Genomic DNA, 26278 nt, shown 5'->3' on the forward strand with positions numbered 1-26278 from the left:
TTAACTTACCTCTAATTCATAGATGTTCGCTTCAAGTTCCTTAATAGCAGCCTCATACTGCGCCTTGCCGCCGAACAACTTTACAATCTTTGCAGGCTTTCCAAACTCGGCAAAATCCGCAAGAGAAAGAACCTTTATGTCTTCAACCTCGGTGATGCCTTGGTTCATATACTTGTCCAAGAGGATAGAAAAGACTGCTTGTGCTTCAGCGGAATACTTGCTGAAAAAGTCCTTCTTTTTCACATTGTTTGCTCGCTCTTTTCTCGTCAGCGGCTTCTTGCCGTATGCCACATAGCAGATAAAATCGAAATCATCGACATCAGACATGCCTTGATCTGCTTTTAGAGCTTTCATATCAATGCCCATTGCCATAAAGGACTGCTCAATGGTTTTCTTCTTGTCAGATGCTTTCCATTTGCGGATGAAATCGGACAGAGAAGCATACTCGCCCTTGATGTTGGTTCTCGTGTAATCAATAATATCTTCCTGTCGAAGCAGCTTGCCGTTGGCATCATAGACAGAAACGGTCTTGTTGATGATTTTCACCCTGCATCCGTCTTTATCAACAATAGGGGTTTCAACGGGGGCAACGGGAGGTTCTTTCCCTCCGCCTCCATGACCGCCGCCCTTGGGCTTGTTACCTCCGCTGCCGTGTTGGAAGCCTTCGTCCTGCTCGATAGGGCCGTCCCAATCAGGGTCAGTAAAGAGTCTTGTAACATTTCTGAAGTCCATAACGACGAAGTGAGTTTTGCCGTCTTTTTCTCTGATACGGGTTCCACGACCGATGATCTGCTTGAAAGTGGTCATGCTCTCAACCGTCTTATCCAGGACAATCAGCTTTGTCATTTTGCAGTCGGCTCCGGTGGAAAGCAGTTCGGAGGTCGTAGCGATAACCGGATAAGGGCTGGACACGGAGATGAAATAGTCAAGCTTGGACTTACCATAAACATCGGAACCGGTGATTCTTACGCAATAGTCCGGATTCTCTTTGACCATGTCAGCGTTATGGTTGATCAGGGCAATTCTCATGCGTTCAGCATGATCTTCGGAAGCACAGAACACGATGGTTTTCTGCATCCTGTTGCCGGTACTTTTCAGATACTCGGTAATCTCCCTTGCAACCTCGTTAATACGATCCTGGAGAATGATGCTGTAATCGTAGTCCCTGTTGTTGTAAATGCGGTCTTCAATCTCGTTGCCGTAAATATCGGTTTGTCCTTTGTACGGTCTCCAACCGTCACCGATATTGGTCGTAATATTGATAACCTTAAAGGGAGCTAAGAATCCGTCCTCAATGCCTTGCTTCAAGCTATAGATGTAAACGGGATCTCCGAAATAATCTATGTTTGATACCTTTTCGCTTTCCTTGGGTGTGGCGGTCATACCAATTTGGGTTGCAGAAGAAAAATACTCCAAAACTTTGCGCCAGTTGCTATCTTCCTTGGCACTTCCACGATGACACTCATCCACGATGATGAGGTCGAAATACTCTGCGGGAATCTGCTTGAAGTGTTCTTCGTCATTCTGTCCGACCATCTGGTGATAGAGCGCAAAATTTACTTCATGGGATGCGATCTTACTCAGACAGTCCTTGTCGGAGAAATCCACTTTGTAAATGGTCTTTTCAAGCGGTGCGAAGTCCTGCAAAATGCTCTGGTCAACAAGAATATTTCTGTCAGCCAAATACAGGATTCTCTTTTTGAGATCAGAACGGAGCAGACGATACACGATTTGGAAAGCAGTATATGTTTTGCCTGTTCCTGTTGCCATGACAAGCAACAATCTCTGCTGTCCTCTGGCAATCGCTTCGACGGTTCTATTTACTGCGTTTCTCTGATAGTAGCGTGGAGGATATGTGCTCTGAGAAGAATAATACGGCTGAGAAATAATTTTCTTTTCCGTGTCGGAAATGCCCTTGCCGCCATTCAACTCGGCGTAATATCTCGCTACCAGGTCATCTTGGGTCGGGAACTTATCCAAAGCGATCTGCTGTTCCTGTCCGGTCAAGAAGTCATGCTCATAGAACGCATCGCCGTTTGAAGAATAAGCAAACGGCAAGTCCATCATCTGAGCATAAGTCATTGCCTGCTGTAAACCATGCGATACAGAATGATTATTATCCTTTGCCTCAACTACAGCGATGGGCTTTCCGTCGTTGAGATAAAGCATATAGTCGGCAAACTTAGGCTTGCTGCGAGCCACAATATTTCCTCTGATGTTAATCCGACCATCTGTGATTTTGGTCTCCATCGTAATGTGACCTTTCCAACCCTTGAGAATGACCGGAGTAATATAATTTAACTTGATGTCTTCTTCTGACATCTGTTTCTTGCCCAATATAGTCATATCGAATCCTCCTAATCAAATTTTCGGTGTTGGTTAGTCACGGACGGTCTCAAGAATATCTTCAATCCGACAATCCATTACCTCACAGATACGAAGGAGAACATCTGTAGTAATGTTATCTCCCTTGCCGAGCTTAGCAAGGGACGCAGAACTGATGCCAGCTTTTTCTTTCAAATCACTCTTTTTCATATTTTTATCAATAAGCATCTTCCAGAGTTTGTTGTAGCTGATACGCATAACGGAAGCCCTCCTTGTGGTAAATCGCCCAATTTTCTTTATTATAACACATAAATATGAAAATTTATACCCATTTTGCAAACTTAATATCTGCGAACGCAAACTAATTTTTGCGATTCGGAATATTATGTCTGTTTTAAGAAGAAAGAAAGGGACTTGTGCCCGATTTGAGCACCAGTCCCGCATGGTATATATGATTATTCTTCCATGACTTTTAACATTATTCTGGCTCCCAGCTTAAAGCTATTCTGGAATATCAAGCAATCCGTAATGGTTTGATATTCACGCACACAGTCGGAGTATTTGTCGAACAACTCTTTTTGCTCGTCTGTCATAGTAGCTTTGAGCTTTTCTTCATTCCTACAAATCAGCTCCAGTAGCTTTTTGTACTCTTTAGAAGAAGTATCGTACTCTGTAGGCTCGATGTTGCCGCACCAAAATTCCTCAAGGATTCTCATACGGCATCCTCCTCATAGATCATCTCACGGAGGATGATTTCCTCTGCTCGGTTGCGGATGCTGCTCATAGCTCCAACCCATGCCATCTGATCGTGCTGCTTCAAGCTCTCTGTCACACCTTCAGTTGCTTTCATTTGCTCGATGATAAGTTCAAGTCGATTCTGTGCCTGCTCATTCAAGTCAGCCAAATACGTCCACAGTTCGCCGCTGAGACAAAGATCGTTGAACCGAATGGGATTATGCTCCTTGATGTAATCTCTGTGCATACGCCCCCACCGTCCAATAGGTCTGTTTTCCTCCGGTAAGCGAATATCGGGAATATAGTAATTACCGCAACGGATATAATTCAGTTCCTGCATCATATGTACCTCCATAAAAGCATTTTACGGGTAAAAAAAGAAGCGATACTCGGTTATCAAACCAAGTATCGCTAACTTTGTTTAGCCAACCCCGTCTGACAGATGCCGTAAAATAGTTAAATTTTTGGTTTAACTGTTTTACGAGCACCCGCCAACTAGCCGGGAGCTTTTTTCTATTTCTTCAGTTTTGTCATAAACTTACCTAAAACTTTTTTTGTTAAGAACAGCATCGTCTCGTCTTTAAGTAGCAGCAGCGCTCCGAAATAAACGAAAATGCAAATCGGTACAATAGCAACACAGTTTACAATCACGCCGAATCCCATCTGTTTGATCAGCCAGGTAATAGGGACAAACAGCAACGCCAACAAAATATATTTGACATTCGTCCTTGTGAAGAAGTGGAAATCGATACCAAGTCTGTTGCGGATAAACCAGAACATTATCACCATAACGACTATTTCTGCAATCAAGGTAGTGGAAACCGCTGTCACCGGGGTATAAAGCCCCATCCAGATTAGAAGTCCATTCAAAGCAACGTTTAAAATGCCACCGACCAGCAAAATTCTTACCAGGAATTTCTCCTGGTTTTTTACATAAAGCACCTGGTTAGCGCAGATCGTGTAGACCGAGCTTTCCATCGTTCGAATGGCAAAAATGATAAGAACCGGAATCGACGCGTCATACTTGCCGTCGCCGTAAATCCACATGATCTCCGGTGCCAGACAGGCAATCCCCACACACGCGGGGAAAACCACTAACATAAAACTCTTGTAACTCTTATTAAGCAGTTCCATGTACTGTGCCTGCTTGTTGTTGCTGTTATAGTATGCAAGCCGTGGCACCGCCACCATGACAATGGAGGCCAGCAAGTTTGAAATCATATACGTAATATCTTGAGGCGTCTTATAGACCGTCACCGAAACTTTGTCCACCACCTGCCCCAGCATCATTTTGTCAAATTGAGTATATAGGAGATTGACATTTGATATGATAAGAATGCTGATAAGCGGAACAATGTGCTTTTTTATTTCCAGGTCTTTAAAACTGATGGGAATCCGTTTGCTCACGTATATAAAACTGATGAGATTGTTGAGAATATCGGTCAAGACGATGATAACGCTGTATTTGACCACGTCGTCCGGCTTGTGGATGAAAGCAAAAATCCCCACCACGTAAATCAGCCGTACTATCACCGTCTTGATGGTGATGAACCGGTAATTTTCTACCGCCTCGTTAAGCCATTCCACCATGAAGATGTTGGCGAACACCTTAAGCCCCAGAACCAGGTAAATCATCTTGCTCATGGATTCCACCGAGAACCACACTACGCCGGTATAGGCGATGAGTACGATGACATTGGTGGCAATACCAATGGAAAACAGGCTGGAATAGAGCTTTTTGGTCTTTTCTTTGTCGTCCCGGACTCCCGCCAGTTCCCGAATGCCATAAGTGTAAATTCCAAAAACGCCGAAAATCAGGGCAAAGTCCAGCCAAGTACTAGCATCGTTAAAGGCACCGTACAACTGCTTGTCAAAAAGCCGCTGGATATACGGGCCCACCAACACCGGAACAATCAGCCGGAACACTTTGAGTACAAAATTATAGATGGAATTGGTCGCAATCGATTTAGACATGTCCGCCCTCTTTTAAATTGGGATGATATTCATGGTCAAACGACAGATAGTGGGGCTTGTGGTTGGAAAACCGTTTGTCTTCCGGCGGCGGGGTCATATAATCCCCGTAGCAGACCTTCAAGGTCTCATGAGTGTTTTCCGGAACCGGCAGCTCAAACCCGTCATATTCCACATATTGCGGCGTCCCCAGCCATTCCCGCTTGAAGTCGTATTTGTGCCGGAAGGTGTAGGAAATAATATCACTGCACATAGTATCGTCTTTTTTCAGCTTCGGAAACACCTTCCGGTACCACCACTTGCAGATTTTTTCACTTTTGAAAATCCGGTTGGTCAATTTGTAGAGATACCGCCCCGAATGGCTTGGCACATACTGCCGCTTGGCGTTGAAATCAAACATGGTGATGAGCTCTGTGACCCGGCGGAGAAATCGGTTTTTCACATAATCGTCCAATACAAAAATATCGACGAAAATTCCGTGGTGCATCTCCAAATCCTTGTTTTCTACCTCGGCAAAAGCAGTATTATTCTTCCGGATTTTCGCAAACTTCACCGTATAGCCCTTATCGGTTTCCACGTCCTGAAAAAAATACCCTTCTACGGGATTTTGTAGCCACAACTCCCGAAACCGTTCAAAATCCTCCCGGAACATAACGATGTCCGCGTCGTTGTCCCAGGGGATAAAGCCGTGATGCCGCACAGCCCCCAGCTCGGAGCCATAAAAGAGATAGTAGGGCACCTGGTACTTCCGACAAAAGCCGTCTATGACCAATAAAATTTCGTTAACCGTTTGCTGGACCCGTTTGAGAGTCTCTTCATCCATTTCAACCATACCCTTCTAAAAGGAAAATATTATTGTAAAATAGCAAGGTTCTCGGACAGTAACCGTCCAACATCCATCCGTAATCTCTGACTGCGTCCGCGAATCGGGTTCTCATTGTGCAACAACAAGATTCCAGAGCGATGCCAGTTCGGTACCCGCCCGCAATCTTCGATTGCATTAATGGGCCGGGTTCCTATTTCCCTGCAGATTTTTTAAAAATCTTATCATGGAGCCGCGCTATAATCGGTTTTGGGCTGTTGGGATATTCCCGGTCGATAAAATACATGATGACACTCATATACATCCAGAAAATGACGCCCAGATAGTAATGGCCGTACACAATGCCGGTGTCGGTCATGGTGCGCAGCAATATCGTTACGATGATACAGATTCCCGCGATTGCCAGCATGTTTTGATTCTTGTTTTTATAGCTCCAGATCATATATCGGATTACCCTGACGAGTACCATCAGCCCAAAAATCAGGAAGATGCCCAGGCCCACCAACCCTGATGCCGCCGCTATCTGGAAAAACAGGTTATGAAGTCCACCTGTTACGCCGGGGAGATAAACGTCGTCGCCAAAATTTGTAAAGTATCTAGCCGCATAGCGATATGCATGGATAGGTACATTGTCGTTTCCGACGCCGAAGAGAGGATCGTTTTCGATAATATGCAAGCCGGACTGCCAAAGGAAATACCGCCCGCCGTATTTGGAACCGTAGTCCTCCCGCTCCAGATCCGCCGCCGCGTTTCCCGCCATGTCGTCGTTTAATGGAATACCGGTGTTGGGCAGGCTGTCCACCAGCTGCTGACTAATCGCTGAATCCTTAATGACAAGACTTGGCAGCACGCCGATTGCCAACTCATGGGCGCCGTTGACCGCCAGTGGTAGGATAATCGCCGCGGCGATAATTTTTTTACTCAGCTTCTTTTTGTCGTCCACCGTTTTGTACAGAGGAATGCCCATCAAAATTGGCAGCAGGATAAGGTAACAGCACAGAGCCAGAACGCTCCCGCGGGAGTTGCACATAAAGAGGATCATCATCTCTACAAATGCATTTGCGATGTAAAACCATTTGAGCCGTTTGGGGAGATTTCCCTTCAGGATGATGAGGCAAACCACCGTTAACATGATGTTCAGCACCGAGAAAAAGCTGGCGGCGTTGGGGTTGGTGTAAAAGCCCCAAATTCTTCCGTTATAAACACCGTAATAGAAGATGTCATCCCCGATGAGATAGCTGAACTTCAGATTCAAGAAGTAGGTAAGGAAGCTTATGAGCTGCCCTACAAACGAAACGATCATGAATACATGGTTAAACCGGAGAAGCTCCTGCTTGACCTGCCCGGGCTCCTTTTTCCCATCATAAGAATATAGCACCATCATATTTACCACCATGTAGCAAAGCATGGCTAGATTTCGAGCAAAATTCTCCTGACGGTTAACCAGACAGGTAATGGCATAGGAAATCAAAAACAGATATAGTATGCCTCGATACCGGTTGACCATGAAAAGCCGGTCGGTAAACAGGTCTTTTACTAAAATGCAGGCAGACCAGAGTAAAGTGAACTTCACCAGCGGGCCCACAATAGGATTTAAAAATGCACAGGTGCGGAGAACAACCACCACAAGCAGCACCATGCGAAATGTATTATGGTCGAAGATGGTGCTCACCAGTCTGGACCAAAAGCCTTTCTTTTCCATTTATTCTCCTCCTGTCATTTGGTTGAGATAGCATCGTTCCATGTCTTTTACCAGTTCATCTGAGTCGTAATGAAGGGCTTTGAGCAATTCAGCTTGAGATGTTCGCTCTATATCCTTTGCCTTTAACACTTTTTTCGCCACGGATTCTGGACCTTCCCCCAAGGAAATAAATTGCACCAAATCGGAAATTTCCACTTCCCTTGTCACCGTATCGGAAATAAAGCAGGGAAGGCCTGAACACACTGCTTCCACAATGGTCAGCGGGAACCCTTCAAAGAGGGAAGGCAGCATCATGCAGTCCATAGCGTTCAGATAATCCTGGGGATTGCGGACATTGCCGGTAAAAATCACCTTGTCCTCTATCCCCAGCTCAGAAACCTTTTCTTTGAGCGATTGCTCCAGCGGTCCGCCTCCCACGATCAAAAAGCTGCTACGAGAATGCCTTTTCAGCACCTCGGCGAATACCTTCAAAGAAAACTCGTGGTTCTTTACCGGAACAAGCCGTCCCAGCTGTCCAATGACAAAACGATCCGAAACACCTATATCCTTGCGCGTTTTCTCCCGAATCTGGTAATCAAAATCAAACTTTTTCAAATCTATGCCGTTGTTTGCAACAGTAAACGGCGCGTCACCGTAAGCGAACTCTCCCGCCGCCTTAGAGCAGGCCAGGCGTATGATGTCCATTTTCTGAACCTTTGGCTTGTTGAACCTGTGAAGCACTTTCGGATATAGGGAGCCCTCCACCTTTGCGCTGTGGCAATGGGCGATAACAATGGGAATCCTCGCTCGTTTCGCCTCCACCAAAGGGCAGATGTTGCTGTCAGAGGAAAGGTGGATGTGGCAAACGTCGAATTGCTCTTCCGCCATGATCCGGCGCAGATCGTCCCTATGCTGCTTTGGGTGACGGTTTCGGGCGGCGATTACCTTGAGATGCCCGCCCAGTTCTTTGATATCCTTTTCGAAATAGGGATGGGGATCATTGGAAAGGAAGGTGCAGTCAAACACATCTGAATCGAGCTTACGAAACAGGTTGACCGCATAGGTAGAAAGTCCGCCGTTCCCCTTTCCGATAATTCCCATCAGTATTTTTGTCTTTTTCAATCCGATTCCTCCTTGGAAAGGAGGTCGCTTTTAATTTTTGTCGTAGAAATCTCAGGTGTCCGCGGCAGATAGACCACTTCGCAGAGGTCGCTGAGAAAATCAAATTTTCCTTTCCAATCGTCCCCCATTACAAAAACATCCACTTTGAATTCCCTTACGTCCTCCCTTTTTTGTTCCCAGGAGGTCTCGGGAATGACCAAGTCTACATAGCGAATGGCCTCCAATAAAGCCTTCCTTTTTTCATAAGGGAAATAGCACTCTTTTCCTTTCCCCCGGTTGAACTCGTCAGTGGACAGGGCGACGATCAGATAATCCCCCTGTTCTTTGGCCCGCCGCAGCAGGTTGATATGCCCGTAATGGAGCAGGTCGAAGGTGCCGTAAGTAATGACTTTTTTCATTCGGATAAATTCCTTTCCCCTGAGCTTTACAGCTCAATTCCGGCGATTTCAAGGACCCGTTCGCAGTCCCTGCCGCCTTCAAATTTATTCACGAGTTCGTTTACCGTCTGCCGTTTTTCCTTGTAAACATCTATTCCGTTCAACAGGTCGTCCACAAACCCCAAAAATTCCTCCGGCGTATTAATAAACGCTCCCGGCATCAGCTCATAGGGGTCGTCCACCACAAAACCGCGGTTATTCATATACTCGTCAATGTCGTCCACCGTAAAGCCAATGGGACGGTCGAGCAGCAGATAGTCAAAATAAACCGACGAATAATCGGTAATCAGCGCGTCGGCGTGAGATAAAAGCTCATACAGATTGCATTGAGTAGCCTGCATTCGCGCGTTGGTAACAATTTTAATGTTGCTGAAACTCTCGGTATCGATAAGGCTCAAATCCTGCGCCGGATGAATTTTCGCGATCATCAGGCAATTTTTCTCTTTGAGCTTTTCATTGACTCGCTCCATATCTTTCCGGTCGGAAAGAATGGGAAGGCCTGTCCCCTCCGCGGCTTTGATGTCATCCTGCCCGAGAAAATCCGACTGGCGGAAAGTGGGCATCCACAAAATGACCTTGTCGTACGCCGTTTCAAATCCCAACTGCCCCAGCGCGTCGTTTTGCACAAACATGGCATCGTTTCTTGGGTGTCCGCAGACTTTCACCTGCTCTTCCCGGCATCCGAAAGATTTCTGAATAATAGGCGCAAAAAAGTCTGATGCCGCCAATACGTAGGTAAAAAAGTTATAGTCCTTATCGTCTAGATAGTTGCCTATTTTTTTCAGCGGCGAACCATGTGTAGTGTTGATCACAACCTGATGTTTAGACGGTTTTACAGGATATTTCCCAAAGGAAAAAAAGAAGTATTTGGCGGTAAAAAAATGCTTGACCCCTGCACCAGTACTTACAAACTGTACATTTTCCGGATGTGGCCGCACCGCAAAATCTTCCCAGTCGTTGACAGCACAGACAATCTGGTATTTCGAGCAGTCCCGAGAAACAAGATAATCGTAAACCGCCTTGGCGTTGTCCCGAAAGCCCATATTGCTGTAAAACACGATTTTGTTGGGATTTTTGGGTATCACTTTATTGACAGCGGACAAAATTCCGCTCATCTTCATAATCGCTTCTTTGTTCATCGCTTGCCTCAATTCTTCCGAAGGAATTTTTTGTAGACAAAGCTCCGAAGCCCATTGGGCATCAGGCTCACCGCCACATGGGCCATGGAGGAGCTGAGGTAGTCCCCGTAGCTGCTGAGGCCCAGCTCATGAATTTTCTTTTTAACAGCCACAGCGCTTTTGAGATATTTCCATCCGCCCCGGCGCTTGAACATATTCCCGCCTGTACGGAAGTAAAGCAGATACTTATCGAGGTTTCTCCCCTTTGCGCCGTTTAGTAGCATCCGGGCCCACAGGTAATAATCCTCAAATCCCATGGCGTGCTGGTAGCTTCCCGCATCCAGTACCGCCTGCTTCTTGTACATGACGGTGGGATGATTAAATGGATTGCGTCTTTTGGCGTACTCATAGATTTCCTCGTGGGTGAGTGGCACCGTCTTTTTAGACGTCACATTCCCCACATCCCCATCAAACTCCAGCTCATGGCAGCCGCATATGCTGAGCTCCGGGTCGTCCTGAAAAGCCTTGAGCTGTTCGGCAAACCGGGTAGACATGGCGATATCGTCGGTGTCCATCCTGGCCACCAACGGAAAGTCACATTGTTGAAGGCCAATGTTCAAAGCTTTTCCCAATCCCACGTTTTCCTTAAGCGGGACTGACTTGATAAGCGTCGTCTTTTCTTTGTATTCTGCGATTACCTGGTTAAGCTCATCTGTCAAAGGCCCGTCCTCTACCAGTACGATCTGGGACGGCAGCGCGGTCTGATTGAGCATGCTGTCCAGGCTTTGCCGCAGGTAATCCGGATTCTCTTTTACATAAACGGACATCAAAACCGAAAAATCCATTTTAACTCCATACTTTCTATCATAATTTTTTTATTTTTTCCTAATTAAAATATAGTACTCAAACAAACAACATAGGTATTTTTTCTAATTCACAAGCTCATTTCCTATTTTTAGACATATGTATTTTATATTATAGCAAAAATTTCCCCCATAATCAACCAGAAGAAAAATTTCCTGAAAAAAACGACCTTTTTCGACTTTAAGCATAGCTATTGTGTTAGATGAGAGAAAATGCATCACCTGCTGTTTTTTGTTATTTCTGTTCGAATTGCTGCAAATTACCCTTTATATTGAAAACCTTTCAGAAAAAGGCGCCGGTTTCATCCGGCGCCTTTTTCTTAGTCTTTTTTTGTTCGTTTAAACAATTTTTGGACAATTGCCGACAAAATAGGAGCAAAAGCCAGATAGCCTGCAACGATCAGAAGCTGCTGCCCGCTTAAAGCCACCGTTTTGAAAATCATCTGAGCTGGAGGCCAGAAAATTGCCGAAAAAATGATGGCCGCCGAGAAAAGCGCAGCTAAAACGAGCTTCCAGTTGTTCCAAAATGGAATGGTAAAGATGGTTCGTTCTTCGCTCTTGCATTCAAATACATGGATGAGCTGGGTGAGCACCAGTGTCAGAAAAGCGGCGCTTCTCGCCAGCTCTAAACTCCCAAAGTTTGTGAGGAAATGGACAAACACTCCCAGCGTAGTCAGCCCGATAAGGCAGCCCCGAAAGATAATCGTCGTCAAAAGCCCGTTTGAAAAAACACTGTCGGTGGAGCGCCGAGGCGGCTTTTTCATGCTGTTCTTGTCGGTGGGTTCCAGTCCCAGCGCAATGGCAGGCAAACCGTCCGTTACCAGGTTTACAAGCAGGATATGTATGGGCAGCAGTACGACTGGAAGCCCCATAAGGATACCCAAAAACATAGTGAGTACTTCACCGATGTTGCAGGAAAGGAGATACCGGATGAATTTACGAATATTCCCGTAAATCGTCCTGCCCTCTTCTACTGCTGTGACCAAAGTGGCAAAGTTGTCGTCCAGCAAAATGACGTCGGATGCCTCTTTTGTCACATCGGTTCCCGAAATGCCCATACTGACGCCGATGTCAGCTTCTTTCACCGCCGGCGCGTCGTTGACGCCGTCGCCGGTCATGGCGGTAATGTGCCCTTTTCGTCTAAACGCCCGGACGATTTTTAGCTTGTGATGGGGGCTCACCCTGGCGAACACCGTCACGTTTTCAATTTGCTGTTCCAATTCCTCGTCGGAAATCACGTCCAGTTCCTTGCCGGTGAGCACTTTGTCTCCGTCGTGGAAAATCCCGATCTGTTTGGCAATGGCGCAAGCAGTCAGCTTGTGGTCACCGGTGATCATTACCGTCTTGATACCCGCTTTTCGGCAGGTGAGCACCGCCTCCTTCGCCTCTTTCCGCGGCGGATCCATCATTCCGGTCAGCCCCAGGAATATGAGTCCCGTTTCCGCTCGGGAAGCGGGTTCCCCCGCCGCCAGCGGCCGGTAGGCCATCGCAAGCACTCGCAATCCTTTTTTTGCCATCCGGGTGCTGGCCTCTTCAATTTTATTTCTCAGCGGCCCTGTAATGGGCAAAACTCGGTCGCCCCACAGTACGCCGGTACATTTATCCATCAAAACATCGCAGCCGCCCTTTGTAAAGGCAAATCGCTGCCCCATGCGGTCTTCGGCGACGACTGACATGAGCTTCCGCTTGCTGTCGAAGGGTATTTCATCCACTCGCCGGTATTCATCGGCTAAAGACTGCTGCGTTACCCCCGCCTTGGCCGCCATAATGAGCAGCGCGGCCTCGGTGGGATCTCCTACAATGGCGTAGCCGCCACCTTCCTCCTTAAAAAAGCCTTTCCCTCCCTGTTCGACCCGGATGGCCGCGTTGTTACAGAAGGCACAGACCTCTAAAAGCCGTTTTCCAGCTTCATGCCCCTGGGGGTTGACGAGTTTTCCACCCATCATGAACTTGCCAGATTTTCGATAGCCGCTGCCGGTGACTTCGATTTCTTCATCGGACACAAAAATCCGCTGCACAGTCATCTTGTTTTCGGTCAGCGTCCCCGTTTTATCTGAGCAAATCACATCGGCGCATCCCAACGTCTCCACAGCGTGAAGTTTACGGATTAAGGACTTGCGTTTGACCATCCTCCCCACCGCTAAAGCGAGAGAAATGGTTACAATGGCAGGCAAACCCTCCGGTACCGCCGCCACAGCAAGGCTCACGCCGGTCAGCAGCATATTCATTACCGGCTCGCCCCGCAAAAATCCCGCAAAGGCGACGATGGCGCAGATAATAAGGCATCCAATGGCGATGATCTTGCCCAGTTCATCCAGCCGTTTTTGCAGCGGAGTGGGCTCCTCTTGGATCTCACTGATCATTCCGGCTATTTTGCCCATCTGTGTGTTCATCCCGGCAGCGATGATGCGGGCTTCCCCACGTCCGGCTGCCACAGTCGTTCCCATGTACAGAAGGTTCATCTGGTGGAGCACATTTTCCACCCCGTCGGTTTTTCCCACCCCTTTGTCAACTGCTGTGGATTCTCCAGTCAATACCGATTCATCAGCGGACAGCGCCACTGCCTTTAACAACACAGCATCGGCTGGTACCCGGTCCCCTGCTTCTACCGAAATTACGTCCCCAACTACCAGTTCTTCGCCGGGAACCTGTGTCAAAATTCCGTCCCGGTAGACCTTTGCCATAGGGGCCGCCATTTTTCGCAGCGCCTCCAGTGTTTTTTCAGTCTTGAACTCTTGAATAAAGCCCATTATGCCGTTTAAAAGCACAATAATGCCGATGGTCATTGCCTCGGTGTATTCACCCATAAAAACTGTTACCGCAGTGCTTACCAGCAGAACCATTGTGAGAAAATCTTTAAATTGGCAGACAAATATTTTGAAGGGATGTACCTTTTCCCCTTCTCTCAAAGCGTTCTTTCCGTTTTCCTTTAGCCTCTTTGCCGCCTCCTTGGCGGACAGTCCCAGAGAGGGATTCGCTGGCACCGCCTGGCGGGGCTCTTCCTCTTTATCCAAATAATCCAGCAGTTTCACGTCGAACCTCCGTACATGTTATACTTAATTAAGATTAGTACATGTTATGAAGCCTCCTGCCAAAATAGTCCATCTTCCCCTTGTATCTGCTTTTAAAATGAGATATAATAAACGCAGTTGCAAAGCGTGTTAAAAAACTTTAGCCGCAGTTGATACGGTCATTCAAAAAATACAACTTATTATGCTGCTGCGTTTCATTTATTATAAATTGGCTGGCAGGCAAAACCTTTAGCTACAGAATATGTTACTGAAATTACGGTATAACACCCACAATTGGTACACTTTATATTCTGAAATAAAACTGCGGCAAATGGACGTGTCCGACTGCACCGGCATTCCCTGTCCGGCGCGCCAATAATCAATCTAACTTGAGGGAAAAACATGAACCGAACTGTATTAATTACCGGGGCTTCCGGAGGGATTGGGCAGGCAGCAGCTCTCGCTTTCTGGCAAAAGGGCTGCAATGTCGTTTTACACTACAACACCCACGGCGACATAGCGAAATCCCTTTGCCACGATATGAACAATGCCCGCCCGCAAAGCGCCATTGCCGTCCCCGCCGACATCACGAGCCGCGACCGAGTGAACGCCCTGTTTGACACAGCGGAAAAGGAACTTGGAACCGTCGATATTCTTGTCAACAACGCCGGAATTGCCCAGCAAAAGCTTTTTAGCGATTTAACTGACAGCGATTGGGACCGGATGTTCGATGTAAACGTCAAAGGAATGTTCTACTGCTGCCAGCGGGCCGTCCCCAAGATGATCCATCAAAAGCGGGGAAAAATCATCAACGTCTCCTCCATGTGGGGGCAGGTAGGCGCTTCCTGCGAAGTGCATTACTCCGCCTCCAAAGGTGCGGTTATCGCTTTTACCAAAGCTTTGGCCAAAGAATTGGGGCCCTCCGGCATACAGGTAAACTGCGTCGCCCCTGGCGTCATCGACACCCCGATGAACGGACACCTTTCCCCTGACGCAATAGAGACGCTCAAGGAAGAAACCCCTCTGGAAACTATAGGAACTTCCCAGGATGTGGCCGAAAGCATCCTGTTTCTCGGTTCTCCCGCATCCGACTTTATCACCGGACAGGTTCTCGCCCCCAACGGCGGAATCGTCATCTGACATCTTGAATAAGTGAGGTATTATCTGTGAAAAAGAATAGCCAACTGAAAACAGTGGTGATTTCCGCTGCCATTATCCTTATTTTGATTTTGCTGATGGTTTTTGGCTTCCGCGCCCTTTTTACCCCCGTGGGCGATAGCCGCACCATTTCTGATCCCGTCTCCATTCAGCCCTCCGTCGTTTCTCCCGACCCTTCCAGCAGTGAGCTGACGTCCTCGGAGCCGGAAGACACTACTGCTTGGGGAGAGCCACTTTCGAAAAACACTGCTCCCGTGGGAGAGGAATGGTTTGACGACGCCATTTTCATCGGTGATTCCCTCACCGAAGGCTTAAGCGCCTATAACCTGCTGGACAGTGACAAAGTGGTCGCCAGCACCGGTATCAACCCCCAGTCCATTCTCACCAAAGACTGCATCAAGCAGCCGGACGGTTCCACTGTCACGGTACTCCACGCCATAGCCTCCAAGCATCCTGCGAAAATTTATGTCATGCTGGGTTCCAACGGTGTGGCCTTTATTGGAAAAGACAAACTGGTAGAACTTTACGGGGAGTTTGTGGACAACCTAAAATCCGCCCACCCGGATAGCGACATTTATCTCCAGTCCATCCTTCCCGTCACCCATGCCAAGGAAACAGAAGACGACCGCTACGCCAACAGCAAAATCGACGAATACAATGCCGCCATCATGCAGATGGCCGGCGAAAAGAAAGTTTACTATGTCAATGTAGCTGAGGCTATCAAAGATGAAAACGGCTGTCTCCCCGCCGACGTGGGAGCCGACGGTATGCACTTCGGCCCTTCCACATATAATCTCTGGCTCGACTATCTTCGGGAACACTACGCTGAGTAAACAAAAGATCCCCTTTGGTTTCAAACCAAAGGGGATTTTCTTTATCCTTCTTTCCGTTCTTCCTTTATGGCCAATTCGCCGCCGATGTAATCTACAATGATGGTCGAGTTGGGGTGAACCAAATCGGCGATGATCATTCGGCCGATGAGCGTTTCCACCTTCCGCTGCAAGAACCGTTTTAAAGGGCGGGCACCGTAAATGGGGTCGTATCCCTCATCTACAATGTAATTTTTTGCCGCATCGGTTAGTTTTACATCCAACTGGCGGTCTTTGAGCCGTTTCCGCAAATCTGTAAGCTGCAATTCTACAATTTGGAAAATATCATTCTTTGTAAGCGGTTTGTAGAATACAATTTCGTCCAAACGGTTTAAAAATTCTGGGCGGAAGGAGCGCTTGAGCACTTCCTCTACCTGTTTTCTCGCATCATCAGTGATATTTCCCTCGCCGTCGATGCCGTCCAGCAGAAATGTGGACCCCAGGTTACTGGTCAAAATGATGATGGTGTTCTTAAAGTCGACGGTGCGGCCCTGGGAGTCAGTAATCCGCCCGTCGTCCAACACCTGAAGCAGAATATTAAAAACGTCGGGATGAGCCTTTTCAATCTCATCGAACAAAATGACCGAGTAAGGTTTTCGGCGCACCGCCTCGGTCAGTTGGCCCCCCTCCTCATATCCCACGTATCCAGGAGGCGCCCCGATGAGCCGGGATACCGAAAATTTTTCCATATATTCGCTCATGTCGATTCGGACGATGTTGTGCTCGTCGTCAAAAAGCGTCTCGGCAAGAGCCTTGGCAAGTTCGGTTTTACCCACACCGGTGGGGCCCAAAAACAGGAAGGAACCAATAGGCCGATCTGGATTTTGGATACCCGCTCGGGAGCGGATAATCGCTTCTGTTACTTTTTCCACCGCCTCGTCCTGTCCGATGACCCGCTCGTGGAGGATGTCCTCCAGATGGAGCAGCTTCTCCCTTTCCCCTTCCATCAAACGCGCCACCGGGATACCGGTCCAACGCTCGACGATTCTAGCGATTTCCTCATCGGTGACTTTGTCTCTCAGAAGGCTCGTATGCTTCTTCGACTCTTCCGCCAGGGCCTCTTCGTCAGCCAATTGTTTCTGCAAAGCAGGCAGCTTACCGTATTTCAGCTCTGCGGCCTTGTTCAGGTCGTATTCCCGCTCGGCCTTTTCGATTTGGGCGTTGACCTGCTCGATTTCCTCCCGCAGTTTCTGCACCTTGCCGATGGCGTCTTTTTCGCTTTCCCATTTTGCCTTCATTGACTTGAATTTGTCCCGAAGCTCCGCCAACTCTCTCTGAATGTCATCCAGATGCTCCTTCGAGAGAGCGTCGCTTTCTTTTTTCAGCGCCGCTTCCTCGATTTCCAGCTGGATGATCTTCCGGGAAATCTCGTCAAGCTCTGTCGGCATTGAGTCTATCTCGGTTCGGATCATGGCGCAGGCCTCGTCAATGAGGTCAATGGCCTTATCCGGCAAAAAACGGTCGGTGATATAGCGATTTGACAGCGTCGCCGCCGCAATGAGCGCCTGATCCTGGATTTTTACCCCGTGGAACACTTCGTACCGCTCCTTGAGTCCTCGGAGAATAGCAATGCTGTCTTCCACTGTAGGTTCGTCCACCAGCACAGGCTGAAAACGCCGCTCCAGTGCTGCGTCTTTTTCAATATACTGCCGGTATTCGTCCAACGTCGTCGCACCGATACAATGGAGTTCCCCTCTTGCCAGCAAAGGCTTCAAAAGGTTTCCCGCATCCATGGAGCCTTCGGTTTTTCCCGCACCAACGATAGTGTGCAGTTCGTCAATAAACAGAATGATTTTCCCCTCGCTCTGTTTGACCTCGTTGAGAACTGCTTTCAGCCGTTCTTCAAATTCGCCTCTGAATTTTGCGCCGGCGATAAGGGCTCCCATGTCAAGAGAGAAAATAATCCGGTCTTTTAAGCTGTCGGGTACATCCCCGCGGACGATCCGCTGGGCGAGTCCCTCTGCAATAGCGGTTTTTCCCACGCCCGGCTCACCGATGAGCACTGGATTGTTTTTGGTTTTCCGAGAAAGGATCCTAATGACGTTCCGAATCTCACTATCCCGCCCGATGACTGGATCCAGCTTTTGGTTACGGGCCTCCGCTACCAGATCGTGTCCATATTTCTGCAAAACATCATAAGTCCCTTCCGGCGAATCGGAAGTCACTCTTGTACTTCCCCGCACCGACTGCAAAACCTCTAAAAACCGGTTTTTATTCAGGTTAAATGCGCTGAATACCGATTTTAGCGCGCTTCCCGGGTTCTCCAAAATCGCCAGGAAGATGTGTTCCACCGAAACATATTCGTCCTGCATTTGTTCGGCAAGCTTTTCGGACTGACTGAGCACTTTATCCGCCTGTGCCGATACGTAAATTTTATCCGCTTCCCTGCCAGGACCGGTGACTTTTGGCATTTTTTCGATTTCTATCCGTATTCCTTGCATCAGCGCATTATTTTCGATGTTCATTTTCCCAACTAGCTGGGGAATCAGCCCATCTTGCTGTGCCAAAAGGGCATAACACAGATGAGGCACATCGACCTGCATATTCTGATACTCGATGGCTAAGCCCTGTGCTTCCGAAATGGCTTCCAACGACTTCTGCGTCAATTTTTGTGCATTCATATCCTTCAAACCTGCCTTTCAAAGCTGTAATCAGCTGTTTATTTTTTATTTATTTACAAATTAGCACTCGTTATCTTAGAGTGCTAATTTAGTATAACCTTTTTTAAAATGATTGTCAACCTCTTATTGTGAACGCCCTGTAAACTAATATTTCTCGATTTGTAAATGCTGAGTCATAAAAGCCCATTGCCTTCGCCGTTGCCCTATGGTAGAATACTTATTGACCACATATATACAACCGTAATGCTCCTTTTACGGAGATTTACGAGTACTATATTGCGGGCATTTCATGCCCGCAGAACGCCTTTTAAAGCAATCTTTGACGGATTTTACCGTATAAAATACGGTAAAAGGAAAGAAATTTATAAACAAAAGCGGCAGAAAATTTTTCGGGGTTTGCAAATTTATTAAAACAGCTGCTCAGGAGGTATTATAATGATTTTATCGGGAAAAGAAATTCTTGCCCACATGGGCCGCGATATTTTGATAGAGCCTTTTGATCCTAAAAAAATTAATCCCAACAGCTATAATTTGGCACTGCATAATGAGTTACTTGTCTATGAAAATGATGTACTAGACATGAAAAAGCCCAACTCGACGCAAAAAGTCCTCATTCCCGAGGAAGGATTGTTGCTGGAGCCGGGCAAACTCTATCTTGGACGAACGAAAGAGTACACCCGAACCAACCGATATGTTCCCATGCTGGAAGGGCGTTCTTCTATTGGGCGGCTAGGGCTTTTTATCCATGTCACTGCCGGCTTTGGCGACATTGGATTTTCTGGCTACTGGACGCTGGAAATTTTCTGTGTCCAACCGATACGAATTTATTCCGATGTAGAAATCTGCCAAATCTATTATCACACTATAGAAGGGGAATATGACCGGTACATAAGCGGAAAATACCAAAACAATACAGGTATTCAGCCAAGCTTGCTGTACCAGGATTTTGAAAAATAAGGCTTGTGCTATCTGTTAATAGAAACTCCGTGTTATTTGAACTGGACGGATAGAGGTGCAATTATGGAACTTTGGGATATCTACCAAATGGATCGAACAAAGACGGGTGAAACCATGGTTAGAGGAGAGACTTTTCAAAAGGGCGCGTACCATTTGGTTGTTCATGCGTGTATATTCAATGTTAACGGGAATTTGCTTATCCAACAGCGACAGCCATTTAAATCCGGATGGCCCAATATGTGGGACGTTACCGCTGGCGGCAGCGCCATCACAGGAGAGACAAGTCAGGAAGCAATGGAACGAGAACTGTTTGAAGAAATTGGTCTAAATATTAATTTGCAAAATGTCAGACCGCATCTAACGATCAACTATGAAACCGGTTTTGACGATATCTACTTAATTGAACGTGAAACAGATATTCATTGCTTAAAGTTACAATACGAAGAAGTCCAGCGAGTAAAATGGGCATGCATTGATGAGATATTTCAAATGATTGAACAGGGTATTTTTATTCCCTATTATAAAAGTCTTATTCAGTTATTTTTTGACGTTAGAAATCAGTATGGCTGTTTCCATACTAAATAAACAAAAACCTCTTAACCCAATTGGGTTAAGAGGTTTTCCGTCTTTAATACTTGATTTCCCACAGCATCTTTCCGTTGTCGATATTGAAAGCTATAAGCGAATTGGAACTTGCTACATACAGTACATTGTCCTTCACAAATCCCCGCTGGTTATAAACTTTGCTGGGGTGCCGGTATTCAACCTTTTTGGTAACACCCTGCTCACTGAGCTGATACAAGGCATAATAGCAGCCGCTTTCATCCTTGGCCCCATCGTACTTAATGTAGCTGAAACCAATGAGTCCCCGGCCCGGAATCGTCAAAAGAGCTTGCCGGTTATCGATCGACTCACTGTACACATCTCCTTCTACAGCAAGTGCACTGGCCGTTTCTATAACACGGCTGGGCGACAGCATGTCATAGAGGGACAGATTGAGACCCGAATTTTCACCTTGCTTGATTTCCAAGTTGGCCATCTGCCCTTCGCCAAACGGCACCATAGGCATTGTATGATTGGGCAGGCCCAACTTTTTGGATTCTATAGGCTGAGAGGGGTCTGCAACATTGATCACATTAACCTGATCGGGTTCATCCGTTGTCACAAAATAAACCTTTTCTTTGTTAAACTGTATTGACTTGATTTTTAATCCGCTGGCAATATTATCCAGTGTTCCAATCCTCTGCAATCGCTGGTCCAAAGTATACAGGATATTGTCATCACCGCAAGTGGTAATCACCCGCAATACGCCCTGATACTCATCAATTGCTTCGGAGTCAAAAAGCCTTCCAAGCAATGCCGTCTCGCCGACATACTCAAAATTACCTTTACCAAAACTGGACTTCACAACAGTCGTATAGGTATCGCCATTTTTATAAATGTAGTCAGCTAGGTAAACGTTGTATTCGTCTATATACAATTCGCTGCTGTCACCCAAAATTGCCATCGTATCATAGAAAGTGCCCGGTTCCTTCAAAAGAATAGAAGAAGCAACGATATAGCATGGGCTTTCCGCATACTGGCTGATGTGGATGTCATCACGGCCTACCGTCTGATACTCGCCGCCTGTCTTCTGGAAAGGCAGATAGCTTTGCAGATTCTCTTCTGCCGGATTAGAAACCGTTTTACGGGTTACGAGGTACAGAAATCCTCCTGATACTCTGGAGGAAAGCAATACGCCATCCTGATAGGAATTGGAAATCAGAATCGGCCTCCCTGGATTTGAGATATCGTAAGTCGCAACAGCGGTAAGCATATTCGGAGAATATGAATCCGCCTTACTTCCCGGCTGCTGGTAAGAAGCCGATCCTACAACGGTCAGACGGCCTTGGCTTACATAACAATTCAAAAGCCGAATATCCGTAAAATCATAATTGCCGTCTTTTTCCATCCCAAAATCAACAAACAGCTCCGCGGCCATTCGATAATTGTTTCCGTCCACCTGGCTGATAACCACTGACTGATTTCCAGTTGCCAAATCTTCAGAAATGGAATAAATATATTTGCCGTCAAACTGGGCGGTATCCGTCCTGCTGCCGGTATCCGTCTGTCTTGCAGACATCAAAAGAGGATTGTTTCCAAAAATAGCTGAAAAATTAGCCGCACGGGCAACGCCCTTTACCTGGGCCGGATTTTTGCCGTTGAGTTCCTGAATCTTTTGGTAAACGTCCCCATACTCTAAAGCACTTGCTGTACCTTCCCCTATGGCAGAATCCCCCCCATTCGGGGAGACGACACTGCCCGGATTAGAGGGCGGACGATTGCTTGTTTCCGAGTCGGTATCAGATGGAGGGACCTGAGGCAGCGCGCTATGATTACCGCTCGCTTGACCAGTGCTTCCCTCCCCTCCCTGGGATGGAATACTGGACTGCTCAGACGGTCCCTGTGTGTCATAATCGGGAGTTTCCGGTTCCCGTGAAGGACCAACCGGACTAGTCGTCTGTGGTTTATCGATGGTGCCGGTCACACCGGGCGGATCAGAGGAAATCCCAGGATCGCCCATGTTCCAAAGGGTCTGTTGACCTACTACGATAATGGCAAAGCAGGCAACAGCCGCCGCCATAATGGGTGAAAGCACCTTCCATGCAGGAGTTTTCTGTTTGGAGGGAAGGCGTTGTTTTATCATATTCGGCTCCAATGCCAACGGCACCGGAACGTCTTCCGCTTCCCTTCGCAGCATTTCCATAAATTCCAGCTGCTCGCCCGACAGGTTAAAATCTTTCTTTATCTTAGGATCGATTCGCACGCCCGCCTTCCTCCTTTCCCATTTTTTCTGTGGTAAGTACCGTCCGCATCTTCGCCAGCGCCCTGCTGTGTTTGGAACGGACAGTATTGCGATTTAAATTGAGCATTTTGCCGATTTCGGCACTGTCATATCCGCCGAACACCGTCAACGATACGATCATACGCTCCTCATCACTTAAAATGCCGAGCGCCTGCTTCAGTTCCAGAGATTCCTCGGAACCGCTTACCGACAGTTCCACATCATCCAAATCACTTTCCTGGTTCCGCACGACATAAGTTTTCAGTTTCCGTTTGCACTTAGCTGAAAGAATTTTAAACATCCAACTGCGGAAAGCGTCAGCATTTTTTAGCTTGGAAATGCCGGCATAGGCATCTATCACCGCGTCACTGACTGCATCCTGCGCGTCCTGGTCGTTCTTCAGCACATAGTAAGCAAACTTATACAAGTCCTTGTAAATATGTTGGTAGAGCTGCGCAAAGGCGTCTTTATCGCCTTTTTTCGCTACAAGAACAAGGTTTTGGAGTTCTGACAATTCCCTCACCTCATTGTTAAGCCGCAGCGAAGTATCCAAGATACTTTGCAATATATCAGTGTCCTCCACAGGGCTTTCTGTTGCATCTTCGGTTAATTTTCTTTCGATTTTATTTGTATCATTTCTTTAAAGCGACAGCTGTCGCTTGGGCGTTACCCAGAATATCGGTATGGCGGTAATTAAAAAGCACTGCCGTCTCTGCCTGTCCACCTGTTAAAGGGTTAAATGGAAAAATTTCTAAATGGGCCATTTTATAGACCTGCTTGGGGTCGAGGCCCTGATATTCCCGAAGCAGTATTCCTTCCTGCAAAGCCCTGCGGTAAAAAACATAAATTTCTTCTCTTCTGGGCAGCGTCAAGTCCTCCGTCATCCAAGAAGGAAGCTTTTTCGCCTTCTCATGGGAATAGAGGTCAAACTTCATCAACCAGCGGAGCTTTTCCTTATCACAAAAGGGCAAACCAATACCAAATTTATATAACACATCGTACTGCTCCACTTTTGCATGTGGACGCAGATGATGTCCGTTTTTTTCATAAAAGCACCGAAACATTTCGAAAAAATCGAAGGGAGTTCCAGTAAGTTTCACTAAATAGCCGAGGCTTTTATGAAACCGACCTGAATTGTAGTAGTTTTCCACCAACTCCTCAATTCCCTTGAGCCGCAGCATGTGACCAAAGGGCAAATCTCCTGTAAACAGTACTTCGTAAGGCGCCCTGTCCCGGCAAACGAGTCCAAATTCCCTTTGACGTTGCCGCAACCCCGACCCTTTTAACAGCTTGAGAAAGCCCAGCTGAAACTGGTCGGGATAGAGACCGTACACATCGTTAAACGAATTTCGAAAGCTAGCGAAATCCTCGCGGGGCAGTCCCGCTATCAAATCCAAATGCAGGTGAATATTGTTCCCTATCTGAAGTTTGCCCACTACCTCAGAGATATGTGCAAATGAATCTTTCCGGTCTATGGCCTTCAACGTCTGTCCATTGGTGGACTGTACACCGATCTCAAACTGAAACAATCCCGGCCTAACTAGCTTTAAAAAGGAAATCATCTCGTCGGTAAACAAATCCGCGGCAACCTCAAAATGAAAATTGGTGACGCCGTTGTCATACTCATTTAAATACTGCCATATTTCCATGGCAAAAGTCCGGTTGGCATTAAATGTCCTGTCCACAAACTTTACCTGCCGCACCCGGTGCTCCAGAAAAAAAGAAAGCTCCTTTTTCACCTTGGCAAGCGGTTGAAATCGTACCCCTTTATCTACTGACGAAAGACAGTACTGACAGTTAAAAGGACATCCTCTCTGCGCTTCATAGTAAAGGATACGATTTTCATAGGCCTTTAGATCATTGTATACAAAAGGTAGTTTCCCCAAATCCAAAGGTTCTGCTAATGCATTCGTTATAATTTGTACTCCTTTTTTATATATAAGGGATGGTATATTTGACAACGGCATATTCTCTTCTAGCGCAAGACAAAGCTGCGAAAACGCCTCTTCCCCTTCTCCGCACAGTATAAAATCCGCCTTTGTTTCTTGGAGAGTTCTCTCCCCATCGAAACTCACCTCCGGACCGCCCAGCAAAATCAACGTCTGCGGCAAAACCTTTTTGAGATTCGCCGTCAGACGCTCTACCATCTCGATATTCCAAATGTAGCATGAAAATCCGATAAGTCCCGGTTGTTTACGATAAATTTCAGCTAAAATCAGATCTTCTGACTGGTTTATGGTATATTCACAAACCTCACAGTCGATTCCGTACTGTTCTTTGGCATACTGTCCCAGTGACCTTACAGCCAGACAAGAATGGATAAATTTAGCGTTGATGCCGACGAGAAGTTTTTTCATGTCCCAATCCTTTCTCCGTCTCATGCTTCATAAAAAATCATTGTTCCCATATAAACTTGCTTACTTTTGGGAAGGGACTGGATATAACAGCCATCTTCCGGGATAAGCCTATTAAATATTCTGTAAATGACGACACTCATAACTTCTTGATACGATATAACACTTTGGGTGTGTGCCGCCCAGCGGCATATCTCCAGCAAAGCCGGAGATGGCTATGTTGCAATAAAAAGCTTCCGCCGCTTTTGCGGCGGTATTTCCGCGCTTCACGCGGTGTGGACGGCTTCGTCGTCCGCTTTGCTTTTTATTATAACACACCTTCCAGCATAAAACAAAAAAAATATACACGGTGAATTTTGAACAAATAGTTCCCAATATTTTCCTCATTCATAAATTATTTACACAATATATTTTAGAAAAATTCTAAAATATATTGACAACTGATTTTAGAAGCGCTATAATAGAGCCATAGTTCGAAAGAACAAGAAAAAAATCAATTTTTGGAGGATTTGGATATGAAAAAGTTTGTTTGCAAAATTTGTGGTTATGTTTACGAAGGCGAAGCAGCTCCCGAAAAATGCCCTCAGTGCGGCGCGCCCGCTTCTAAATTTGAAGAGCAGACCGGTTCTATGATTTGGGCTGACGAGCATCGCATCGGCGTTGCAGAAGGCGTCGATCCTGAGATCGTCGAGGGTCTGCGCATGAACTTTACCGGTGAGTGCACAGAAGTCGGCATGTATCTGGCTATGTCCCGCCAGGCTATCCGCGAAGGCTACCCGGAAATCGGCGCATTTTACCAGCAGGCTGCTTTTGAAGAGGCAGAACACGCCGCAAAATTTGCAGAGCTTTTGGGCGAAGTAGTAACAAACTCCACCAAGAAAAACCTGGAGCTCCGTGTTGCTGCTGAAAACGGCGCTACCGCCGGAAAATTTGAGCTTGCTAAAAAAGCGAAAGCCCTCAACTTGGATGCTATCCACGACACCGTTCATGAAATGGCAAAAGACGAGGCCCGTCACGGCTGCGGATTTGCCGGTCTCCTTGAAAGATACTTCGGCAAATAAATTTTGGTTTCTCAAAAACCGGTACGAAGTCATTTCGTACCGGTTTTTTGTCTAATTGACGGTTTTGGGGCCAAAAAAGTTCTTCCGTTTTATGCAGAATGAACGCTTGACAAATTTTCGAAGGTGGCGTATACTGGATAACAACATAAAAAATGCTTTGACAGGGAAAAAGTATCCTGCCTTGGAGTTTCAGAGAGCCGTCGGTTGGTGAGAGGCGGTACCCGGGATGATGCAACTGGCCCTTGAGCAGCCGCCTGAACGCAGTGTTTGTCAGTAGGAGCGGACGGGTTCTCCGCCGTTACCAGAGGAGCAGTATTCGCTGAATAGGCTGATACGATAGAGTGGGTG

The 26278-nt window shown here is 46.9% G+C and carries 21 protein-coding genes and 1 other annotated feature (1 of these 22 only partly in view); of the genes, 5 read left to right on the forward strand and 16 right to left on the reverse strand.

What is annotated here, in order from left to right; all coding sequences use genetic code 11:
• From hsdR to H8710_RS12370, 12 genes are all read right to left on the reverse strand, one after another.
• Nucleotides 1-2346 (reverse strand): EcoAI/FtnUII family type I restriction enzme subunit R, encoded by a 2346-nt coding sequence (hsdR, locus tag H8710_RS12315; RefSeq protein ID WP_249296144.1) that lies wholly within the window; start codon nt 2344-2346, stop codon nt 1-3.
• Between the two features lie 33 nt (nt 2347-2379).
• Entirely contained in the window at nt 2380-2583 is a 204-nt protein-coding gene (locus H8710_RS12320; protein ID WP_177796036.1) for a helix-turn-helix domain-containing protein, read from the reverse strand.
• A 197-nt stretch (nt 2584-2780) separates the two neighbouring features.
• Nucleotides 2781-3041: a DUF6809 family protein gene (locus tag H8710_RS12325; protein WP_249296145.1), complete on the reverse strand. Its 261-nt coding sequence runs from the start codon at nt 3039-3041 to the stop codon at nt 2781-2783.
• Complete coding sequence (locus H8710_RS12330) at nt 3038-3403, reverse strand: TnpV protein (protein ID WP_346727119.1); 366 nt, start codon at nt 3401-3403, stop codon at nt 3038-3040. Before H8710_RS12330 ends, H8710_RS12325 begins: the two co-directional genes overlap by 4 nt.
• Nucleotides 3404-3573: 170 nt before the next feature.
• On the reverse strand, nt 3574-5034 hold the full coding sequence (locus H8710_RS12335) for a flippase (RefSeq protein ID WP_249296147.1): 1461 nt from the start codon (nt 5032-5034) through the stop codon (nt 3574-3576).
• Entirely contained in the window at nt 5027-5854 is an 828-nt protein-coding gene (locus H8710_RS12340; protein WP_249296148.1) for a LicD family protein, read from the reverse strand. Before H8710_RS12340 ends, H8710_RS12335 begins: the two co-directional genes overlap by 8 nt.
• A gap of 193 nt (nt 5855-6047) precedes the next feature.
• On the reverse strand, nt 6048-7556 hold the full coding sequence (locus H8710_RS12345; RefSeq protein ID WP_249296149.1) for an O-antigen ligase family protein: 1509 nt from the start codon (nt 7554-7556) through the stop codon (nt 6048-6050).
• Nucleotides 7557-8657 (reverse strand): glycosyltransferase, encoded by a 1101-nt coding sequence (locus H8710_RS12350; protein ID WP_249296150.1) that lies wholly within the window; start codon nt 8655-8657, stop codon nt 7557-7559.
• The gene (gene tagD, locus H8710_RS12355; RefSeq protein WP_249296151.1) at nt 8654-9055 is read right to left on the reverse strand and encodes a glycerol-3-phosphate cytidylyltransferase; all 402 of its coding nucleotides are present in this window, start codon (nt 9053-9055) and stop codon (nt 8654-8656) included. The genes H8710_RS12350 and tagD overlap by 4 nt, the downstream gene beginning before the upstream one ends.
• Nucleotides 9056-9081: 26 nt before the next feature.
• The gene (locus H8710_RS12360) at nt 9082-10233 is read right to left on the reverse strand and encodes a CDP-glycerol glycerophosphotransferase family protein (protein WP_249296152.1); all 1152 of its coding nucleotides are present in this window, start codon (nt 10231-10233) and stop codon (nt 9082-9084) included.
• 8 nt (nt 10234-10241) lie between these two features.
• Nucleotides 10242-11057 carry a glycosyltransferase gene (locus H8710_RS12365; protein ID WP_249296153.1) on the reverse strand — a complete coding sequence of 272 codons (816 nt, stop codon included), beginning with the start codon at nt 11055-11057 and terminating at the stop codon, nt 10242-10244.
• A 338-nt stretch (nt 11058-11395) separates the two neighbouring features.
• Nucleotides 11396-14098: a cation-translocating P-type ATPase gene (locus H8710_RS12370; RefSeq protein ID WP_249296215.1), complete on the reverse strand. Its 2703-nt coding sequence runs from the start codon at nt 14096-14098 to the stop codon at nt 11396-11398.
• A 390-nt stretch (nt 14099-14488) separates the two neighbouring features.
• Between H8710_RS12370 and ymfI the strand changes: the two genes are divergently transcribed.
• Nucleotides 14489-15226, forward strand: coding sequence for an elongation factor P 5-aminopentanone reductase (gene ymfI, locus H8710_RS12375; RefSeq protein WP_249296154.1), 738 nt, complete (start codon nt 14489-14491; stop codon nt 15224-15226).
• Between the two features lie 26 nt (nt 15227-15252).
• Complete coding sequence (locus H8710_RS12380) at nt 15253-16077, forward strand: GDSL-type esterase/lipase family protein (protein ID WP_249296155.1); 825 nt, start codon at nt 15253-15255, stop codon at nt 16075-16077.
• A 41-nt stretch (nt 16078-16118) separates the two neighbouring features.
• On the opposite strand, the gene clpB is transcribed toward H8710_RS12380, so the two are convergent.
• A complete protein-coding gene (gene clpB / locus H8710_RS12385) occupies nt 16119-18734 on the reverse strand; it encodes an ATP-dependent chaperone ClpB (RefSeq protein ID WP_249296156.1) in 2616 nt (871 codons plus the stop codon).
• Between the two features lie 435 nt (nt 18735-19169).
• On the opposite strand from clpB, the gene dcd reads away from it, so the two are divergent.
• Both dcd and H8710_RS12395 read left to right on the forward strand, forming a co-directional pair.
• Nucleotides 19170-19691, forward strand: a complete 522-nt coding sequence (gene dcd / locus H8710_RS12390) for a dCTP deaminase (protein ID WP_249296157.1) — start codon at nt 19170-19172, stop codon at nt 19689-19691.
• A gap of 63 nt (nt 19692-19754) precedes the next feature.
• Nucleotides 19755-20276, forward strand: coding sequence for an NUDIX hydrolase (locus H8710_RS12395; RefSeq protein ID WP_249296158.1), 522 nt, complete (start codon nt 19755-19757; stop codon nt 20274-20276).
• Between the two features lie 43 nt (nt 20277-20319).
• Here the strand turns inward: H8710_RS12395 and H8710_RS12400 are convergent, their stop codons facing one another.
• The 3 genes from H8710_RS12400 to H8710_RS12410 all read right to left on the reverse strand — a co-directional run bounded on the left by H8710_RS12400 (nt 20320) and on the right by H8710_RS12410 (nt 24872).
• Complete coding sequence (locus H8710_RS12400) at nt 20320-22497, reverse strand: beta-propeller domain-containing protein (RefSeq protein WP_249296159.1); 2178 nt, start codon at nt 22495-22497, stop codon at nt 20320-20322.
• Entirely contained in the window at nt 22481-23080 is a 600-nt protein-coding gene (locus H8710_RS12405) for an RNA polymerase sigma factor (protein WP_283242881.1), read from the reverse strand. The genes H8710_RS12400 and H8710_RS12405 overlap by 17 nt, the downstream gene beginning before the upstream one ends.
• A 67-nt stretch (nt 23081-23147) precedes the next feature.
• Nucleotides 23148-24872, reverse strand: a complete 1725-nt coding sequence (locus tag H8710_RS12410; protein ID WP_249296160.1) for a B12-binding domain-containing radical SAM protein — start codon at nt 24870-24872, stop codon at nt 23148-23150.
• Nucleotides 24873-25384: 512 nt separating this feature from the next.
• Between H8710_RS12410 and H8710_RS12415 the strand changes: the two genes are divergently transcribed.
• Entirely contained in the window at nt 25385-25930 is a 546-nt protein-coding gene (locus H8710_RS12415) for a rubredoxin-like domain-containing protein (protein ID WP_249296161.1), read from the forward strand.
• A gap of 148 nt (nt 25931-26078) precedes the next feature.
• Nucleotides 26079-26278: a binding site (T-box leader), on the forward strand (it continues 51 nt past the right edge of the window).

Origin of the sequence: Fumia xinanensis (assembly GCF_014384905.1) — a bacterium.
GTDB classification, from domain to species: domain Bacteria; phylum Bacillota; class Clostridia; order Oscillospirales; family Ruminococcaceae; genus Fumia; species Fumia xinanensis.

Bases quoted from the DNA above. Each gene is read 5' to 3' on its own strand.
- H8710_RS12345 (WP_249296149.1), bottom strand. From the start codon at position 7,556: ATGGAAAAGAAAGGCTTTTGGTCCAGACTGGTGAGCACCATCTTCGAC.
- H8710_RS12340 (WP_249296148.1), bottom strand. From the start codon at position 5,854: ATGGATGAAGAGACTCTCAAACGGGTCCAGCAAACGGTTAACGAAATT.
- dcd (WP_249296157.1), top strand. From the start codon at position 19,170: ATGATTTTATCGGGAAAAGAAATTCTTGCCCACATGGGCCGCGATATT.
- tagD (WP_249296151.1), bottom strand. From the start codon at position 9,055: ATGAAAAAAGTCATTACTTACGGCACCTTCGACCTGCTCCATTACGGG.
- H8710_RS12320 (WP_177796036.1), bottom strand. From the start codon at position 2,583: ATGCGTATCAGCTACAACAAACTCTGGAAGATGCTTATTGATAAAAAT.
- H8710_RS12395 (WP_249296158.1), top strand. From the start codon at position 19,755: ATGGAACTTTGGGATATCTACCAAATGGATCGAACAAAGACGGGTGAA.
- H8710_RS12360 (WP_249296152.1), bottom strand. From the start codon at position 10,233: ATGAACAAAGAAGCGATTATGAAGATGAGCGGAATTTTGTCCGCTGTC.
- H8710_RS12365 (WP_249296153.1), bottom strand. From the start codon at position 11,057: ATGGATTTTTCGGTTTTGATGTCCGTTTATGTAAAAGAGAATCCGGAT.
- H8710_RS12410 (WP_249296160.1), bottom strand. From the start codon at position 24,872: ATGAAAAAACTTCTCGTCGGCATCAACGCTAAATTTATCCATTCTTGT.
- clpB (WP_249296156.1), bottom strand. From the start codon at position 18,734: ATGAATGCACAAAAATTGACGCAGAAGTCGTTGGAAGCCATTTCGGAA.
- H8710_RS12415 (WP_249296161.1), top strand. From the start codon at position 25,385: ATGAAAAAGTTTGTTTGCAAAATTTGTGGTTATGTTTACGAAGGCGAA.
- H8710_RS12330 (WP_346727119.1), bottom strand. From the start codon at position 3,403: ATGATGCAGGAACTGAATTATATCCGTTGCGGTAATTACTATATTCCC.
- H8710_RS12325 (WP_249296145.1), bottom strand. From the start codon at position 3,041: ATGAGAATCCTTGAGGAATTTTGGTGCGGCAACATCGAGCCTACAGAG.
- ymfI (WP_249296154.1), top strand. From the start codon at position 14,489: ATGAACCGAACTGTATTAATTACCGGGGCTTCCGGAGGGATTGGGCAG.
- hsdR (WP_249296144.1), bottom strand. From the start codon at position 2,346: ATGACTATATTGGGCAAGAAACAGATGTCAGAAGAAGACATCAAGTTA.
- H8710_RS12335 (WP_249296147.1), bottom strand. From the start codon at position 5,034: ATGTCTAAATCGATTGCGACCAATTCCATCTATAATTTTGTACTCAAA.